General features: G+C 61.6%; 20 protein-coding genes. 5 read left to right on the top strand and 15 right to left on the bottom strand.

Annotated elements, in window-relative coordinates:
* Window positions 1-408: 408 nt before the first annotated feature.
* From D0T11_RS16850 to D0T11_RS16870, 6 genes are all read right to left on the bottom strand, one after another.
* A complete protein-coding gene (locus D0T11_RS16850) occupies window positions 409-747 on the bottom strand; it encodes a hypothetical protein (protein WP_119656975.1) in 339 nt (112 codons plus the stop codon).
* Between the two features lie 19 nt (window positions 748-766).
* Window positions 767-1,165: a hypothetical protein gene (locus D0T11_RS16855; RefSeq protein WP_147374699.1), complete on the bottom strand. Its 399-nt coding sequence runs from the start codon at window positions 1,163-1,165 to the stop codon at window positions 767-769.
* A gap of 74 nt (window positions 1,166-1,239) precedes the next feature.
* A complete protein-coding gene (locus D0T11_RS16860; RefSeq protein ID WP_119656977.1) occupies window positions 1,240-2,301 on the bottom strand; it encodes a proline iminopeptidase-family hydrolase in 1,062 nt (353 codons plus the stop codon).
* 51 nt (window positions 2,302-2,352) lie between these two features.
* Window positions 2,353-3,417, bottom strand: coding sequence for a serine hydrolase domain-containing protein (locus D0T11_RS16865; RefSeq protein ID WP_119656978.1), 1,065 nt, complete (start codon window positions 3,415-3,417; stop codon window positions 2,353-2,355).
* 118 nt (window positions 3,418-3,535) lie between these two features.
* The gene (locus D0T11_RS23385; protein ID WP_262682049.1) at window positions 3,536-3,661 is read right to left on the bottom strand and encodes a hypothetical protein; all 126 of its coding nucleotides are present in this window, start codon (window positions 3,659-3,661) and stop codon (window positions 3,536-3,538) included.
* Window positions 3,652-4,014 (bottom strand): DinB family protein, encoded by a 363-nt coding sequence (locus tag D0T11_RS16870; protein ID WP_119656979.1) that lies wholly within the window; start codon window positions 4,012-4,014, stop codon window positions 3,652-3,654. Before D0T11_RS16870 ends, D0T11_RS23385 begins: the two co-directional genes overlap by 10 nt.
* A 382-nt stretch (window positions 4,015-4,396) precedes the next feature.
* Here D0T11_RS16870 and D0T11_RS16875 point away from each other — a divergent pair, with 382 nt between their 5' ends.
* On the top strand, window positions 4,397-5,266 hold the full coding sequence (locus D0T11_RS16875; RefSeq protein ID WP_119656980.1) for a class I SAM-dependent methyltransferase: 870 nt from the start codon (window positions 4,397-4,399) through the stop codon (window positions 5,264-5,266).
* On the opposite strand, the gene D0T11_RS16880 is transcribed toward D0T11_RS16875, so the two are convergent.
* Together D0T11_RS16880 and D0T11_RS16885 are read right to left on the bottom strand one after the other, a co-directional pair.
* Complete coding sequence (locus D0T11_RS16880) at window positions 5,263-6,528, bottom strand: ABC transporter ATP-binding protein (protein WP_119656981.1); 1,266 nt, start codon at window positions 6,526-6,528, stop codon at window positions 5,263-5,265. The genes D0T11_RS16875 and D0T11_RS16880 overlap by 4 nt on opposite strands.
* Before the next feature lie 42 nt (window positions 6,529-6,570).
* Window positions 6,571-7,401 carry an ABC transporter permease gene (locus D0T11_RS16885; protein WP_119656982.1) on the bottom strand — a complete coding sequence of 277 codons (831 nt, stop codon included), beginning with the start codon at window positions 7,399-7,401 and terminating at the stop codon, window positions 6,571-6,573.
* Between the two features lie 108 nt (window positions 7,402-7,509).
* On the opposite strand from D0T11_RS16885, the gene D0T11_RS16890 reads away from it, so the two are divergent.
* The gene (locus D0T11_RS16890; RefSeq protein WP_119656983.1) at window positions 7,510-8,592 is read left to right on the top strand and encodes a UbiA family prenyltransferase; all 1,083 of its coding nucleotides are present in this window, start codon (window positions 7,510-7,512) and stop codon (window positions 8,590-8,592) included.
* A gap of 262 nt (window positions 8,593-8,854) precedes the next feature.
* Here D0T11_RS16890 and D0T11_RS16895 read toward each other — a convergent pair whose 3' ends face one another.
* The 4 genes from D0T11_RS16895 to D0T11_RS16910 all read right to left on the bottom strand — a co-directional run bounded on the left by D0T11_RS16895 (window position 8,855) and on the right by D0T11_RS16910 (window position 11,178).
* The gene (locus D0T11_RS16895; RefSeq protein WP_119656984.1) at window positions 8,855-9,589 is read right to left on the bottom strand and encodes a YebC/PmpR family DNA-binding transcriptional regulator; all 735 of its coding nucleotides are present in this window, start codon (window positions 9,587-9,589) and stop codon (window positions 8,855-8,857) included.
* A 191-nt stretch (window positions 9,590-9,780) separates the two neighbouring features.
* Complete coding sequence (locus D0T11_RS16900) at window positions 9,781-10,248, bottom strand: SDR family oxidoreductase (protein ID WP_119656985.1); 468 nt, start codon at window positions 10,246-10,248, stop codon at window positions 9,781-9,783.
* A 42-nt stretch (window positions 10,249-10,290) separates the two neighbouring features.
* A complete protein-coding gene (locus D0T11_RS16905) occupies window positions 10,291-10,707 on the bottom strand; it encodes a hypothetical protein (RefSeq protein WP_119656986.1) in 417 nt (138 codons plus the stop codon).
* 57 nt (window positions 10,708-10,764) lie between these two features.
* Window positions 10,765-11,178 carry an STAS/SEC14 domain-containing protein gene (locus D0T11_RS16910; protein ID WP_119656987.1) on the bottom strand — a complete coding sequence of 138 codons (414 nt, stop codon included), beginning with the start codon at window positions 11,176-11,178 and terminating at the stop codon, window positions 10,765-10,767.
* Window positions 11,179-11,351: 173 nt separating this feature from the next.
* Between D0T11_RS16910 and D0T11_RS16915 the strand changes: the two genes are divergently transcribed.
* Both D0T11_RS16915 and D0T11_RS16920 read left to right on the top strand, forming a co-directional pair.
* Window positions 11,352-12,254, top strand: coding sequence for an arginase family protein (locus tag D0T11_RS16915; RefSeq protein ID WP_182888464.1), 903 nt, complete (start codon window positions 11,352-11,354; stop codon window positions 12,252-12,254).
* Window positions 12,255-12,298: 44 nt separating this feature from the next.
* A complete protein-coding gene (locus D0T11_RS16920) occupies window positions 12,299-13,201 on the top strand; it encodes a DUF4097 family beta strand repeat-containing protein (protein ID WP_119656989.1) in 903 nt (300 codons plus the stop codon).
* A 46-nt stretch (window positions 13,202-13,247) separates the two neighbouring features.
* Here the strand turns inward: D0T11_RS16920 and D0T11_RS16925 are convergent, their stop codons facing one another.
* Window positions 13,248-14,096: a formate/nitrite transporter family protein gene (locus D0T11_RS16925; RefSeq protein WP_119656990.1), complete on the bottom strand. Its 849-nt coding sequence runs from the start codon at window positions 14,094-14,096 to the stop codon at window positions 13,248-13,250.
* Between the two features lie 156 nt (window positions 14,097-14,252).
* Complete coding sequence (locus tag D0T11_RS16930) at window positions 14,253-15,242, bottom strand: MBL fold metallo-hydrolase (protein WP_119656991.1); 990 nt, start codon at window positions 15,240-15,242, stop codon at window positions 14,253-14,255.
* A gap of 193 nt (window positions 15,243-15,435) precedes the next feature.
* On the opposite strand from D0T11_RS16930, the gene D0T11_RS16935 reads away from it, so the two are divergent.
* Window positions 15,436-15,939 (top strand): cupin domain-containing protein, encoded by a 504-nt coding sequence (locus D0T11_RS16935; protein WP_119656992.1) that lies wholly within the window; start codon window positions 15,436-15,438, stop codon window positions 15,937-15,939.
* Between the two features lie 291 nt (window positions 15,940-16,230).
* Here the strand turns inward: D0T11_RS16935 and D0T11_RS16940 are convergent, their stop codons facing one another.
* Window positions 16,231-17,358: an acyltransferase family protein gene (locus D0T11_RS16940; RefSeq protein ID WP_119656993.1), complete on the bottom strand. Its 1,128-nt coding sequence runs from the start codon at window positions 17,356-17,358 to the stop codon at window positions 16,231-16,233.
* Window positions 17,359-17,407 lie beyond the last annotated feature (49 nt).

A 17,407-nucleotide genomic window follows, 5' to 3' on the forward strand; every position in this document is an offset into this window, starting at 1 on the left:
AATGGCGCACAAACGGCACCTGTCGCAAAAGCGTAGTAAGTTTGGCGCTGAGGCATTGCTTCACGGGGCAGAACGGGTTTGGATGGTGTAGGAACCCCAAAGGTCGGACTGCCCCGTTTTATGCCGCAATATTTAGTAGGGTAGAGTAATCATTCTTGATAGCGCTTAGGCATATTATGCTGCTTATGTAATACTGCTTGCATGCGTTTTTACTCTCGACGATTTTTATGAATGAAACTTCATCGTTGGTTTTGTAGTGTTCTGAAATGTAATCTCTGACGCACTTATTGGTTAAATTGTACGAATACCTGTGCTCTCGGCTGGTACAAGCAGTAAGCAGTAAAGAGCAGCACAGAACAATATTTCTCATATAATAGTCGGCGGGCGGCCACTGTGCCCAAACTGGGTTCAGGCAAAAAACGCGAACAGCGCCGTTTCCAGCTCGGTCGGCAGCGTGGGCGGCGTAATGGTGCGCAGCATCAGCGGCGGGCTACCATCGGTGGGCGCAAAAGTGCCCTCGGTGGTATTGAATCGTAGCTGACCCTGGCTGAATTCGCGCTGGTGCTCGCCGTCTTCGGTGCTCATATCCTCAAAATTGAGCTGGCTGAGCTGGCCGCTGGCGTTATCGAAATGCAGCCAGAAGTACAGGTGGCCGGGGTTTTTGCTTTGGATGTCGAGGCGCTTTATCTCAAAAATAGTAGCCGTATCGGCTTCAAACAGAAAAAGGGAGCGGTAGGGGAAAGCCATGAGAGAAGGAAATGGGTGCTTAAAAGGCGTAAATAAGCATAGCCACAATCGGCACGAACACCAGCAGGCAGATAGCCAGAGGCCGCCAGATGCTTTTGGTGGGGAAGTCGCGTGGGTTGGCAATGAAACGGTCGGCGTAGCCATTAAGTCCGTAGGCACTGGCCAGGCCCACGCCCACGGTGTAGGCTCCGGTGTTGGGCGAATAGGGCAGCAGCGCCAGCACCACGGCCATCAGAGCTACCACGGCCACGCTGCCCCAAAGGGCCTTCCGAGCTGCATCGGGCTGGCCTACCGCTCGTAAGTTGTGCGCCGTGAATACCCCGCCGGCCACGGCCGTGAACAGCAACGAGAACAAACGCACGCTCCGCTGGGAGTAAAGTGGCGGGTTGGCAGTGGCGGAAGCAGCGGGAAGGGACATGGATTAGGTAAGGGGAAATGCCTGGGACGCGCCAGCAGCCAAGTATGGCCAGCGGCTGATCGGGTTGTTTGAACCTACAATTTTACCGCTTTTTCGCCTTTGTCCACGCCTTGCATCCACTTCATCAGGCCGTGCATGTAGGTTGGCTGGTCGTCGTAGAAGCTCATGTGGCTGCCGTTGGGGCAGATGAGGGCGGTACCGTGCTGGACTTTTTCGGCCACCATACGCATGTGCTCGGGGTCCATGGTGTCGTATTTGCCACCGATGCTGAGCACGGGTACGGCCAGCTTGGGCAGGTCGGGCACGCGGTTCCAGTTGAGCAGCTTGCCGGATACGCCGAACTCGCTCGGACCCTGCATGGTCACGTAGAGCGACTGGTTCATTTTGGCGAAGGAGCGGTTTACTGGCTCGGGCCACTGTTCCAGGGGGCGGCGCAAAATGTGCTGGGTGTAGAAGTTGGGCAGCAGCAGCTCCATGTAGCGCGGGTTCTGGTAATCCTTCCGCGCCTCAATGGCCCGGATTTCCTTCAGCACTTCGGGCTTGAACTGGGGCGCCAGCACGTCGTTGGCGTACTTGCCGTAGGCAGGAATGCTCATCATCATGTTGCTGATGACGAGGCCCTTGAGGTGCTGCTGGTACTTGAGGGCGTATTCGGCGGCCAGGATGCCGCCCCAACTGTGGCCGAGCAAATAAAAGTTGCTGCTGTCCAGGTTCAGGGCCTGGCGTACCTGCTCCACTTCCTCCACGTAGCGCGGCAGGCTCCACATGGCCGTGTCCTTGGGGTTGTCGGAGTTGCCGCAGCCGAGCTGGTCGTAGTAGATAAACTCGATGCCTTCGCGGGGCAGGAAGCTCTCCATGCACTCAAAGTACTCGTGCGTTGCGCCCGGCCCGCCATTAAGCAGCAGCAGTTTAATGCGCGGGTTGCTGCCAAACCGCTTGGTCCAGACGTTGAACGTGCCCTTGGCCGTTTTGATGGGCACCATCTGTACCCCGCCATCGGCCAAAACTGCTGTGCCGGGAGCGGGGAAGTAGGTAGTGAGAGCCGGGCCGGTAACCGGCGTTTCTGATGAGGTGGGGGCGGTGGAGCAGGCTGCGGTAAGGGCCAGCAGGGTTCCGGCGAGTAGTTTTTTCAGCATGAAAGCAATGTAGGCAGCATTTGCCGGTTACTGACAACTGGCAAGCAGCAACTACTCCTCGGCCAGCCACTGCATCACCCGGTACTCGCCAGGGCCGATGAACAGGCGCAGCACATCGTTGGTGAGCTCCAGGCCGTGGGCACTGTTGGTGAAGAACAGCAGACTTTCGCGCCGTGCGGGCAGCACCAAAAAGAAGCCCTGGAAATCGTCGTTGTTGCCCCAGTGCCAGAGGGCGGGGCCGGCGCTGGTGGTAGCCAGGCCCACACCGGTAGCCCAGGCCACGAACGGGTCGGTGGGGGTGGGGAGCTTGCCGCAGCGGTTGGCTTCGCTGGCGGCGGTAGTCAGCAGGCGGGCAGTAGCCGGTTGCAGGCCCCGGCCAGTGCGCAAGGCTTGCAGGAAATGGTTGTAGTCGGTGGCCGTCGTGAGCAGCGAGTAGGCCGCGTAGGGCTCGGCGAAGCGGCGCACCTGGGTGGGTTGGCCGGCCTTGTCGTGCCCGCAGGCCGTATTGCCCGCAAACCAGGGCTGCCACTTGAAGCTACTGCGGCGCATCTTCAGCGGCTCAAAAACTTCCTGCTGGGCCAGCGCTTCCAGGGTTTGACCGCTAATCTGCTCCAGCGTTTTCTGCAACCACACGAACCCCTCGCCCGAGTAGTTCCAGCAGCTGTCGGGGGCGAAGCGCAAGGCCAGGGGCGAGGTGGCCCAGGTGGGGCCGAATGGGTTTTCGGCCCAGTTGGGCAGGCCAGTGGTGTGGGTAAGCACCATGCGGGCCGTCACGCGGGCGGCGCGCGGCTCGGCCGCCAGCCGGGGGTAGGGGGCGTAGCTGAGCAATGGCTGGTCGAGGTTGAGGCGGCCCTGGTCGTGGAGGCGCAGGGCGAGGTAAGCCAGCACCACCTTACCCAGCGAGGCAGCCTGAAACACGGATTCGGCCGTTACCGCGCCGGCCGAATCCTGCCGCAACCGGCCCAGGTTATAAGCCGTGGTGCGGTGGCCTTTGGTATGAATGAGCTGGAGGCCCGGAATATTTTTCTGCCGAAGCAGGGTTTCCAGTTCCGCTTGTTGGGCGACGGCGGCGAAACCGCAGAAAGTCAGCAGAACGAACAGCAGGAATCGTTTCATAAAGTAATTAGGAGAAGAACAGCTACCAGAATACAGCTAGGGCCGGTACCCGGGCAGATGCGGCGGTGGCCGCAACCGTTGCTTCAGGTCGGGGTAGCAAGCGCGGTAGGGGAAAGTGCTACGCTTGCGCCCGGGCGAATTCGGCCGCGTTCTGGCTTAGTTGCGTGAGGTGGCGCTGGCCGTGCTGGGCCAGAAAGTAGCGGTACTCGTACACGTCGATTTTGCCCAAGCCGTTCACCGACATGGTGGTGCGGTAAAGCAACCCTCCCCGTTCGGTAATTCGGCCAGCAAACCCAGGCACTCGGCTTCCTGGCGGCGCAGTTGGACCCGCGTTTCGGCCAGGGGGCAGGTGCCGGTGGGCTCCATGTGCTCCGGCCGGACCCAGCTAAACGCCCGGGGCTGACTGATATCCTGCAATTTCTCCAGCTGAAATGCGTACTGGGCTACGGCTATGCCCAGGTCGGTGCCAGCAGAGTTCTTCAGGGCCTTGCGGGCAGCTTTCTGAATCAGAATCAGCAGGAAATGGTTGGTCAGACCCACGTGTTCCAGAATTTCGTCGGCCGTCCAGCCCCGTTCCCGGGGCGGTAGCGGCGCCACTCGGCGGGCAGTTCAAACCAGGCATCCAGAACGGCAAACGTGGCGGTGAGGCTGCCGTGTACGGTGGCAATGGTGGCGTGAATCGACATCGGATAGCAGAACAACAGCAGCGAAATACGCAAAAAATAACGGGCCACTTCAACCAGAGCAGTCCGCGCCAACCAAAGACGACCGCGAAACTTGGTTTTTTAAACTGCTACGCGGCACCCCTGCCCCAGGCGACTTCGTTGAGACCGACAAATCGGGCATTAGCAGCACAAACCCGCGCCACCTCACTGCCCGGAATGATGGGCACCGTTTGATGGCGGAAGTGGCTGTGGTAGCAGGTTACCTGAAGGAGATGCCCAGGCAAAAGGTTGGCCTTTTTTACTGAACTTGCAGCATGAAATCAACAGACGTTCTGGAGGTATACGATGCGGAGTACGCGGCCGATTACAACGACCGGTTCCTGCTCTTACCCGGTGCCAGAAGCAACACCGACGCGGACCTGGCCCTGTTGCGGCAACAACTGGGACCCAGCGCGCGGTGGCTGGATATTGGTTGCGGTACGGGGTACTTTCTGAGCCAGTTTCCCGGCGTCGCCCGCGCCGGCTACGATTTGTCGGCGGCTATGCTGGCCCGCGCGCAGGCCGCCAGCCCCGATGCGCTGTTCTTCCGCCAGGGCGACTTCCGCAACGAGGTACCCGAGTGGCGGGCGCAATGGTCGCTGGTGACGTGCATGTGGTCGGCGTACTCCTACTGCGAAACGGTGAAGGAAGTGGAGCAGGTGGTGGCCAATATGATCACATGGACCCGGCCGGAAGGGGCCATTTTCATTCCCATACTCGATTTGGAGGAATTGCGCGCCACGCCCGTACTGTACCATACCGATTCGGCGGGTATGTATCCCGGCGACTTCTGGATAACGGGTTGCACCTGGTCCTGGAACGAAGGCGACACCGGCAAAACGCACCATCACCTCATTGCTCCCCAAATCGAGCATTTCGTGCGGCTGCTGGCTCCTTACTTTGATAAGGTGGAGGTGGTACGCCACCCAGCACCTGCCGGCGGAAACCCGCGCCGGGCCGTGCTAGCTACGCGCCGCCGGGCCGCTCCCGATTTTGCGCGGCCGGCGGCTGTTACCTGGCCCGCGCCACGGCCCGTGGTGCCACCGGCCGCTACGCTCCCGCTGGCTACCTTATTGCGGGAGGTGGCGGCCCGGCTGCGGCCCGGTTATATCTGGCGGGCGTTGCGAAACCGGCGGGCCGGCTAATGAACCCCGAGTTGTTCGTCGCCCCATTTTACTGGTATAGTCACTAACTGCTGAAGCATCGTTTGAAAGCTTTTCTCCAGCGTCAGCTCTCCTTGAACTTGTAGGGGCACCGGAGCATCCTCCCATCCCAGCAGGGCCAGGGGCTGTTGGGAGTGCAATTCAAAAATAGCCACCTTCACTACGTACTGGCCAGCGGTGAGCGGCAACTGCGGTACCGTGCAGCAGAGCTGGTGCTGGCCGGCGGCCAGGCGGACGGGCTCCAGGCGCAGGCCGCCGGTGATGCAGGTCAGGCCGTCGTTGGTCCAGATGTAGAATGCCCAGCCCACCGCCTCATACGCCTGCTGAGCCTGGTAATCGACGCGAAGCCGGAGCGGGCCGCCGGCCACTACGGCAGGCGTGGCTTCGCCCGTCATGGTCAGGGCCTCGATAACCACCGGCCGGCCGGTGGTTGGCCCGGTGCCGCGGGTGGCCGGCAACTGGTGCTGCTGGGCAAAATAGCGGTCGAGCGTTTCCAGGCCGCTACCCGCGAAAGCCACTCGCCCGTGCTCCAGCAATATGCCCCGCTGGCACACGGCCTGGATGTGGTAGGGGTTGTGCGAAACCAGCACCACCGACCCACCCGCCGCCAGATAAGCCAGCATGTGATTGATGCATTTGCGCTGAAAATCCATGTCGCCAACGGCCAGCACCTCATCCACCAGCAAAATATCGGGCCGCAGATGAATGGCTACCGCGTAGGCCAGCCGGGCCACCATGCCCGAGCTGTAGAACTGAACCGGCATATCGATGGCGTCGCCCAGCCCGGCAAACTCCTCGATTTGGGAGAAGACCGGGTTGACCTGGGTTCGGGAAAAGCCGAAAAGCGCGGCCCGCACGAAAATATTCTCGCGGCCGCTGAGCACCGGGTCGAGGCCGACGCCCAACTCGATGAGGGCTCCTACTTGGCCGCGCAGCCGGATGGTGCCGCCGTCGGGTTTGATCAGGCCATTGAGCAGCTTGAGCAGGGTGCTTTTGCCGGCTCCGTTGGCGCCCACAATGGCCAGGGCCTCGCCCCGCCGGAGTTCAAACGACACATCTTGCAAGCTCCAGAACTCGTGTTCGCGCAGGCTCGCGGTTCGCGGCCGGGACCAGGGCCAGGCCTCGGCCACGATGTCGCGCAACCCGTACCAGAGCGAGGTGCGCAGGCGGGTACAGAATTTTTTGGCTAGTTTCCGTACCTGAATCACGGGAAAATCGGGCGCTGCTTCGGGAGCTGAAATCACGGAACGTAAACGAAAGGGCAGAAAAGAAAAGCAGGCCGGGGGTTAGAAACGGGCTATCAGGTGGGGCTGGGCCAGGCGGTACGCCAGCCAGCCGAGCAGGCTGCCGAATGAGGCCAGGGCCGCCACCATCCAAAAGCCGGGACTGGGCGCGGCCTGGCCCGACAGCAGCCAGTTGCGGGTCGTCAGGAGCAGGGGCGTAACTGGGTTCAGATTCAGCAGGGCCGCATAGCGCCCGGGCAGCACGTACACCACCGGCGTCACCAGAAACCAGAGGTTGATGCCCAGCGTGAGGGCATTGGCGACATCGTTGTACAGCAAACCCAACAGGGCCACGAGCCAGCCAATGCCCAGGCCCAGCGCCAGCAGGGCACCCAGGCCCAGCGGCACCCACAACAGCGTCAGGTGCCAGCCCACTCCGTACCACCACATCACCGCGCCCAGCACCGCCAGGCGCACCAGCAAATTGAACACTACCACCCCCATACCTGCCGCCACGAAGGCTTCGTGGGGCACCCGCACTTTGGCCAGCGTATGGCGCACGGAAGTTAGCTGCTGGAGCGGGCTGTTGAGGGTTTCCACGAACGCCTGCCACAAAAATATGCCAGTCAGAATGAACAAAGGCAGGGGTACCGCAGGCTTTTCTCCCTGTAAGATGTTGGCTTTGCTAAGCAGAGTCCAGGTCAGGGCCAGCACCAGTGGCGGCAGCAACAGCCACAGGTAGCCCAGCACGCTCTGCCGGTACTGCACAATCAGGTTGCGCACGAATAGCTGCCGGCCCACGCGCAGCACGGTCCGGGCATCAAGCCCTACTGCTCGGCCAAATGCCCGTGGACTAGCCAAAGGTGAATGCGAGTTGTAGATTATTTCCCTCATTTTTGCACGGTAAACGATGTGTTTGCACTACCTGGTGCCGCAGTCAGCCTGCTTCCGACCCCCCACCGGGCAAACGCCCAACGGCACTAGATACCTGAAATCAGACTGATGTCATTGCTTCGCTTTGTTCGCCGGCTGGCGGCAGTCGCCCGCTTCACCGAATGGTGGGGGTACAAATTTGCGCCTATTATGGCCATTTGTTTTGCAACGGCATTACTGTCGGACCGGCCCATTTGGCCCCTTAGTGGCCAACTGCTGCTGCTGCTGCTGGCCCTGACTGTGGCCGCTACCTACGTCAGCCTGCTCAACGACTGGACCGACCGGGTCGTTGACAAGGAAGCCGGCAAAGAAAACCGGCTGGCACAAACAGCGGCTTCTCGCTTTGCGCTGCTACTGGGAAGCTGTTTGGCGGTGGGTGCGGGCTTTCTGTACCATTTCTGGCAATTAAACCCCGCAGCAGCCTTTCTCTACCTGGGTACTTGGGTCGTCTATTCATTATATTCCCTGCCTCCGGTCCGGCTGAAAGGGCGCGGTGTGGCCGGTGTGCTGGCCGATGCTGCCGGCGCGCACTTTTTTCCGCAGCTACTGGGCGTAATGGTAGTAGGGGCTACCATGCAGCAGCCGTTACCCCTGCTCTGGATAGTTGGCGTGGGAGTTTGGGCACTAGCCTGCGGCCTACGCAACATCATCTGGCACCAGTTAAGCGATGGGGCGAATGATCATCAGGCCGGGATTCGCACCTTTGTGACGGTGTACGGCGCTGCCTCGGTTCGTCGCATGACCGAGTGGGGGATCTTTCCGCTGGAAATAGCGGCTCTGTGCCTACTGCTATACATAGAAGGGCTGCTGCTGCCAGTGGCGGCCCTGCTGCTATACGCGGGACTGGTGCTGATACGGGGCTTGCGGTGGAAAATGACGCTGGTAATAGCGCAGCCTGGACCTAATCCACATGTTTTACTCAACGAGTTTTACGAATTTTTTTATCCATTGGCGCTGCTACTGGTGGCCTGGTGGCGGCACGCTACCGACGGCTGGGCTGGTGCGGGCTTCTTGCTTCTGTTTGGAGCAGCCATGTGGCCTACTGTCCGCTTGCTAGGGGGGGCTGCCTGGCGCTTCCCCCAGCAGATGCTACCGGCAAACCGGAAAGGGGCGTGCTTGCAAGGGCCGTACAAGGAGGAGGTACCCCGTTAACCCATGATCGGGAAAGAGCCTTTGCTGGAACAGCCAAAGTAGCTTTCCGGGGCGCGCATGCAAGCAGTGCGTAGCACCGGTAAACAAGAATGGACACCCTGCCTTACGACAGCTGCGTTCCCCCGCAACCGGAATCAGTTACAGTTTCAGTAACCGGCCACATAGCCCGCCGGTGCCCAGCGCGCTACCCTCCGTGCATATCGGGGCTACTTCAGAAGTCCCGATATGCACGGAATCCGCTAAAATCCGCGCTAATCCATGATCAGCCGAGCGTGTGGTACACGGCCTGCACGTCATCGTCGTCCTCGAACTTTTCAATCAGGTTCATCACCTCTTCCAGCTCGTCGCCTTCGAGGTGCACGGTGGTGTTGGGCACGCGCTGGAGCTGGGCCGATACCACGTTGAACCCCTTCTCTTCAATAGCCTTCTGCATCTGGCCGAAGTCGGTGAAGGCCGTTTCCACCACGATGAACTCGGTCACGTGGCCCTGCTCGTCCTCGTCCTGGTCGGCGTACACGTCTTCGGCACCGGCATCAATGAGTTCGAGCTCCAGCTCTTCGAGGTCGAGGCCTTCGGCGGACAGCTTGAATACGCCTTTACGGGTGAAAGTGTAGTCGGAGGAGCCGGCCGTGCCCAAGGCACCGTTGCCGCGGTTGAAGTACATGCGCACGTTGGCCACGGTGCGGGTGGGGTTGTCGGTGGCCGTTTCGATGACCACGGCCACGCCGTGGGGCGCGTAGCCCTCGTACACCACTTCCTGGTAGTCCTTTTCCTCGCGGGAGCTGGCCCGCTTGATGGCGGCTTCCACCCGGTCCTTGGGCATGTTCACGCCCTTGGCGTTCTGCATGGCCGTGCGCAGGCGGGAGTTGGTATCGGGGTTGGCACCGGATTCTTTCACGGCCATCACGATTTCGCGGCCAATCCGGGTAAAGTCTTTCGACATCCGGTCCCAGCGCTTCATTTTGCGGCCTTTTCGGAATTCAAACGCGCGTCCCATCTATGGTGAGTTGGTGAAATGGTGAGTAGTAAGTTATCGTGCGGGCGGGAAGCCGGAACGAGCCGCAAGTTAGCAGAAAGCCTGGCGGGGCTCAAAGGGAAATAGTGAGATGGTGAAATAGTGAACTGCTGTTCGGTAGTCCTGGATGCGCCATTTGCTCCAATAGGCCCCTAAAACAGCAACTCACCATCTCACCTTGAGCCCCAGGCCACCTGCCCGCTCACCGAGCCCATGTTCAGCACCCGGCCCGGGTGCCCCGCAAAACCGGCCCGCGCCCCGAGCAGCGGCAGAAAGGCCTGGGTTACCGCCACCACGCCCAGCACGTTCACCTCAAAATGCTGCCTGATTACGGCCAGGGACTGATGTTGCAGCGGCCCGTCGAATGCTATGCCGGCGTTGTTGAGCAGGCCCGTCAGTGGTGCGCCCGCCAACGCCCGGGCCACTTCGGCGGCGGCCCGGGCCACGGCCTGGGCATCGGTTACGTCGAAGAGCAGGGGCGTGAAATCCGGACCCAGCTCCGTTTGCAGCCGGGCGGCATCGGCCTGGGTGCGCAGGCTGCCGAACACCCGGTAGCCCCGCCCCAGAAACGCCCGCGCCGCCGCCAAGCCCACCCCGCTCGATACGCCGGTAATCACAACAGACTTAGGCTGTTCAGCCATGCGGATATCTGTAAAAAATAAGCTGCGGAAGTCCCCAGCCAGTTAGCGGCGCAGGGTATACATGCTCTGGTTGCCGGCCGGAAAGCCCGCCAGCATAATCGTCAGCTGGCTTTTGGTCAGCCGGAAAGTGCCCTCGTCGGTGCGCGAACGGCCGTTTTTGTCGGTGTAAGTAAAACGGATGCGGCCCGGCGTGAACGTGAAGCGGCCGTCCTGATCGAAGCGCATCGTGCCGCCGTTGCCGCTCAGCGTCAGGCGCTTCTGGTAGGTGCCGTTGGCTTGCAGCGCGAGCGTGCCGCCCACGCCCTGGGCCGGCAGCGGCACCGGGCTGCTGGCCTGGTCCAGAATGGCATACGAGACGTACGTGTAGGTCGCGAAAAACGACGCATCGGGCCGGGTCGCGGTCAGGCTGGTCAGCACCAGCGCGCCCCCCAACGGAAGCAGAAAAGTACGGGCTTTCATACCGAAAGATACGGTGCCAGCGCCGCTACTGCCAGGTGGGACTGCCAGTAGCGGCGCTTACACCTCGATGCTGGTCACCCATTCGTGGGCGGCCCGCTGCTCATCGAAATCGAATGCCTTGATGATGAGTCCTTTGACCAAAGGAACCGTAGAGGCTACGGCGTAGCGTGAGGGCCAGTCCATGGCGTTGATCCAGGCGACGGCGCGCACGCCCCGGGCCGCCAGCTCGGGCGCAAATACCTGCCCGATCCACTTGCCGGCTTCCCACCACTCGCCGAAGGCCTCGCTGCTGTCGTTGATCATGCGCCGGCAGGGGCGGTCGAGCAGGTGCTCCAGCAGCATTTCGCACTGGCTGCGGGCCGATGCGGCATCGAAGCGCCCGCGCCACTGGGCTCGCAGCAACTGTTCGGGGGCGCTGTAACTCAGCAGCAGGGAAGGAATGTCGAGTAGAATTTGGTCGGGAGCAGACATAGGGAGGGAAAGATGGTTCTACTCGTTCGGTTCGGAAAAGTTAAGCCGCCGCGAGTAGCCCAACCAAATAACGGCTTTCCGCAGCTGGCAAGCCAGGAGGCGGACCATTGGCCGGGCGGCAAAGACAACGGGGAGCGTGGATTTCGGGTTACATTTGGCTTATGCCCACCTTTATGCGTGACCTGATTCGCCCCGCCGCCGAATTGCCCGAAGCCGACGTGTGCCTGGTGGGCCTGCCCCTGGACTACGGGACGGTACTCGAAGGCGGCCGGGCCGGGGCCGCGCACGCCCCGAACGCCATCCGGCGGGAGCTGCGCCGCTACCACAAAACCTATAACCTGGAGCACAATGTGTGCCTCGACGGCCTGCGCCTGGCCGATGCGGGCAACCTCGACCTAAGCCACCCCGCCCACGAAACCAACCACCAGACCATCCGCCGGGAGCTGGCCCGCCTGCTGGGCCAGTACCCGCGGGTGGTGGTGCTGGGTGGCTCCCACGACGGCACCTACAGCACGGTGCGCGGCCTGCACGACGCCAGGGGCGGCCAGCCGGTGGGGGGCATCAACCTCGATGCCCACGCCGACGTGAAGGACCGGCCGGGCCTCATCAGCAGCGGTACGCCCTTCGGTAAGCTGCTGCGCGAAGGCGTGCTGGCCGGACCCCGGTTCACCGAAATCGGCCTGCATTCCAACCTCAATACCTGGGACGATATCAATTTTCTGCACCAGCAACAGGCCCGGCTGGTGCCCCTGGCCCAGGTGCAGCAGGACGGGATGACCGAATACATGCGCCGGGCCCTGCGCCACGCCACGGCCGGGGGTGGCGCTTTCGTGAGCTTCGACCTGGACTGCTGCGCCGAGGCCTATGCTCCGGCCGTCAGCGCGCCCAGTGCCGACGGCCTCACGCCCCGCCAGGCAGTGGAGGCCGCTTTTCTGGCCGGCCGCGAACCGGACGTTCTGCTCTTCGAACTGGTCGAACTCAACCCGCTCCTCGACCGCGACAATCAGACGGCCCGGCTTGCGGCCACCATTCTGGCGGCGTACCTTACGGGGGTGGCCGCGCTGCTGCAAAGCTAACGCAGCTTCTCCTTCACCCCCTGTGCGGGGCTCTTCTTGTCGCTATGAAACTACGCGTACTCCTGCTGGGGCTGACGCTGGCCGCCGGGCCGGCTCTGGCCCAGAAAATGCCCGCTAAAACCCCGGCCAACAAGCCGGCCGTTCCCACTGGTCCGGCCCCGGCCTTTCACCTGAGCTGCGCCGATCAGCAGCCCGCCAGCGCTTTACAGAAGCTGCACTGCCAGACCCGGGAGCTGGCCCTGAGCCCGCCGCCGCCGGGTACCCCGCTCACGGTGGATGCCCGGGCCAATGGCAGCATTACGGTGCGCGCCTGGCCCGGATCCGACGTGCGGGTGCGGGTGCGGGTGACGGGCCGGGCCGCCACGCCCGAAGCGGCCCGGGGACTGGTGGCCGCCGTAGCTGTTAGCCACCAGAACAACCTGCTACGCGCGGCCCGCGCCAATGAGTCGCTGGAGGGCTGGGCCGTGGACTACGAGGTGCTGGTGCCCGAGCAGACCGACCTGGCCCTCAGAGCCGGGAACGGGGCGCTGGTGCTGGAAAACGTGCGGGGTACGCTGCGCTTCGAAACCACCACCGGCAATGTGCTGCTGCGCGGCGTAGGCGGCGACGTGCGCGGCAAAACCACCACCGGCAACCTCGACCTCATCTTCAGCGGCGAAGGGTGGTCGGGGCCGGGCCTGGACGTGAGCACGGTGACGGGCGACGTCAGCTGGCAGCTGCCCGCCACCTACGCGGGCACGCTGCTGGCCCGCACCAACCGCGGCCGCGTTACGGCCCGGCTCAACACCAAGCGCCTGAGCGTGCTGCCCCACAACCTGGCCGCCACACTGGGCAAAGGCGGAGCCCAACTGAAAGTGAGCACCGTGAACGGTAACGTGCGGGTGGCGCAGGAGCCGCTGCCCCAACCCGCCGCCGAACCCGCCGACTCGCTGCTCTATAACGACTGACCAGCAGAACAACCGCGCACCGCGCCGCCTGGCCGCCTCCGGCCGGCTATTCAACCTCGTTGCCGGCTACCACCTGGGCATGGTTGAGTACGGCCACCAGCGTAACGCCCCCCAGAATGTTGCCCAGCAAGGCGGGGAGCACAAAGTCGAACACTACCGCCGGCCAACTGGCGCGACCGGCGGCGGCCAGGGTAAACACCTCAATGGAGCCCGCAATAACGTGGCTGAAGTGGGCAATACCCACCACGTAAGTCATCAGGATAATCACCCAGACCCGGGCCGTTTCGGCGAAAGGCAGCAGCCACACCATCAGGGCAATGACCCAGCCGGCCAGAATGCCGCGCAGCAGCGTGGTGCCAAAGCCGTACTGCATGGCGTGCTCGCCCAGGCGAAAGAATTCGGCCCGCACATTTTCATCGAAAGCGGATGTGTGAGCGGCTACCAGTGCCATGAGCAGCCCCCCGGTGAGGTTGGCTGCCAGCACCACGGCCCACAGGCGCAGCACGTTGCGCAGGGTAGCCAGGTCCTTGTTCTGGAGCAGGGGCAGGATGGGGGTGAGGGTGTTTTCGGTGAAGAGCTGCTGGCGGGCCAGAATCACGACCAGAAAGCCCATGCTGTAGCCGAACGTGGCCACCAGCGGCCGCCAGGCAGCCTCCGGCAGGTAGGCCGTGAGCAGGGCCTCGGCAATCATCGAGAGCCCCATGGAAAGCCCCGCCGCCAGCCCCGACCAGAACAAAGCCGCCGAGGGCCGGCGCAGCTCCATCTCGCCTTCCTGCAAGGTAGTGCGGTACAGGACCTTGCCGCTGGGGGCTTTCCGCTCGTTGGCTTCGCGCTGCTCCGCCCGCTCCTCCTGCATGACCTGTTGCTTGGTCCTTTCGTCTACTTCTTCTCGCATAGCAGGGCTTAAACGCAACCGGCCCGTTTCCGGCTGAAAGCGGAGCCTCACCCAATGCGGCGGCGCTTCTGTAAAAAAAAACGCAAGCCGTTGTAAACGAGTACGTAAACAACGGCTTGCGAAAGCATGATTTTCGGGGGCGGCAGCGCCGGGCGGCTACCGTGCTACTTCTTCGGTACGGAAGTACTTGGGTTCGGCGGCCTGCGGGCGCGGATATTCGTTCTGCTTGCGCTGCTGGTAGCGCTGCATCAGCCAGACCGCTCCGGCCAGCGCTCCGAGGCCGGCCGCCGCTACCGCGAATTTGGCCCGGATGGGGTCGTGGGGCGCGGGCGGCACATAGGCCACGCCGTTTTCGTCGGTGCGGGCGGGATGCTGCACGTACCGGCCGTGGGCCGGTACGCGGAACTCCGTTGCCAGCTTGCGCAATCCTTCGGCAGCCTGCGTCCCCCTGATGGCCGGGCCGTGGCCGCAGCCGATAACTTCGGGGTCCAGGGCTGCCAGCTGCCGGATCGACTCGCCCACTTGTTGCCAGTCGTAGTTGAACGGGGCACCCGCAATGCTGATTTCGGGCAGTTGCAGCAGCACCGCCGGCACCGACTCGTGGTTGCAGGTGGCAAAGGCATCAGCCCCGAGCAGGGTGCGGTCTTTGTGGCGGAACAGGGCAATCTGGCCGGGGGCGTGGCCGGGCACGTGCAGCCACTGCCAGTCGGGCAGGAAGGGCGGGTCCTGGTCGTTGGGCGGCAGATGCTGCACGAAATCGGTGAGCTGAAATGACTGGGGCGGGAAGAACCGCGACACGAAGGCCAGCGAGCCGCCACCGGCCACCGTGGGGTCGGCGGGCGGGTACACGGCCCGGGCCGTGAGGAAGGGCATTTCCAGCGGGTGGGCCAGAATGGGTACTTTCCAGTGCTCGGCCAGGGCCTGGGCCGACCCAGCATGGTCCAGGTGGCCGTGGGTCAGGATGATAGCCTCCGGGTGAGTGCCGGGATAGAAAATCTGGTCGGCGGCGGCAATAATGGATTTCTCCGAGCCCGGCAGCCCGGTGTCTACCAGCACCCACTCGCCGGGGGTGCCGGTTTCAACGAAATACACATTTACAAAGCGTTGAATAGTGAGCTGGTGAACCCCAGCGGATACTTTTTCCATGAGTCGGGCAGTAAGTGGAAGGATACTTATCAGTACGCGCTTCCCGGCAATTGGATTTGCGCCCGCCAATGGCCCGTCAGGAATTATTGCGCTCCCAGTAGGCCCGCACGCGCCGAAACGCTACTTTAGGCGACCGGCCGGCCCATTCAGCAGGCTGCCCGACGGTCCGTTTGTTGTTTGCTTTCTTCGCCCTATGACCAGCAACCCCGATAAAATCAGGCTCTTCGAACAAACTGCCCGCCACCTCACCGACCAGGGGTTTCGCATTGAGCGCCAGGATGCGCAGCGTCCCTGGGGAGGGTTTTTCGTGCTTGATGAGAACCAGGCCCAGCCATTCGCCGATGCCTATTTTGGCGGATTGGCCGTCGATTCGTTGCGGATTTCGGGCAGGCTCAGCCCCAAAATCCTGCTCGTCGCCCCGCACCAGCGCTTGTCTTGGCAGTACCACCACCGCCGGGCCGAAATCTGGCGCGTCGTCAGCGGCACGGTAGGTATTATCACCAGCCTCACCGACCAGGAAGGCCCGCTGAAAACGTACGGCCCCGGCGAGCAAATTACGTTGCAACAGGGCGAGCGGCACCGCCTCATCGGCCTCGACGACTGGGGTACCGTTGCCGAAATCTGGCAGCACACGAACGCCACCCAACCCTCCGACGAAGACGACATCGTGCGGGTGCAGGATGACTTTGGGCGCTAGTTTATACCGCCCCAAAAAAATCCCCGCCGTGTACACCTCCCTTACCCACCTCTTTCTCCTATTGCCTTAAACCACGACAAAAGGCCTTTTTGGATCGGATGACCTCACCTGAAAAGTGGTTAATTGGATAGGTAATCCCACAAAAATACTCTTCCGGCCACATGGTCGGAGGGGGGCTTTTTATGGGTGAAGGGAGGGCTCGCGTCGGGATTTTTTATGCGCGATACCCGTAACAGTGGCCGCCCGACGAAACACGTGTAAAAAGACCTGTAGATACAGGCAGTTGGGGTATTAGCTGTTGTTTTTCAGTCGTTTGCGCATGTTCATTACAGGCAGCTCAACGTATTTGTACATTAATGTAGCCAGTACCAAGGTGAGCCCCCAGAGCAGGCCCATTCCCAGAAGTGATTTTACGGGTGATGGGAGCGCCAAGGATTGCACAAACGGGATAACCAGCCGGTTATGGATCAGCGAACTATGCAGCAGGTACATGGAGTAAGAAATCAAGCTGATGTGCGTTGTGATATCAGCCGCCATGCCCTTGGCACGTTTCCAGGAGCTTAATAGAGGCAGACTACACGCGACAGCCAGCGGATAGAGGCCGAGGTAAATAACGCAGTGGAAGAAGTTGAAATCACCAGCGGAAGAAGGGCCGGTGAGTAGGTACAGCGCCACAAGGCTTACGAGAAACTTGGCTATTCGCCCCTTAAGCCAGCTCGTAGGGTAGTAGTACGCCCACCACGCAGCCAGTACCCCGTACATCAGCGAGTCCAGCCGTAGCAAAACGATTGTCCGAAAGTGGTCTGCCCACTCTAATAAGGTGACGGGTTGGAAATGCGTGTAGTAGCTATACCGGTACAGGGTAGTTGCTGCCAGCATTGTAAGGGCGGTTATTATAACGGCCGCTTTGGGAGAAACCCGGGTAGCACACAGCCCGATAATAGCCGGTGCTGACAACAGGTAGAACCACTCTTCCACGGCTAGCGACCACGCTTCCTGATAATTGAGCGGGTGTACCCAGTTAAAGTTTTGCAGAAAGACGAAATAGGCCGGATACTTCTGAATTGAAAAAATGTCGACTCGAATTTCCAGCGAGATGGCCATGAGCAGCACCAGGTAATATGGCGGTATTGTTCTGATCCAGCGACGCCGCCAGAAATCCCACAGCGTGCCAAAACTGGCGGCCCTGCTTTCCATCATTTTAATCAGGATGTGCCCAATCAGGAACCCCGATAAAACGAAAAAAATGGTCACGCCATCAACGCGCATAACGTGCTGATGCAAGAAGGTGAATCTGGGCGAAATCCAACTCGCTCCGTGAACTAAGACAACTGAACAAATAGCAAACGCACGCAACGCATCCAACCCGAATATGCGGTTACCACTTTCGGGCAGGCGGAGGACAGAAGGTAGATTCATAGATAGACAGATACATATAACGGTTTCGTGCCTTGTTTACCGGCCTGAC

Origin of the sequence: Hymenobacter rubripertinctus (assembly GCF_003583925.1) — a bacterium.
Taxonomy (GTDB): domain Bacteria; phylum Bacteroidota; class Bacteroidia; order Cytophagales; family Hymenobacteraceae; genus Hymenobacter; species Hymenobacter rubripertinctus.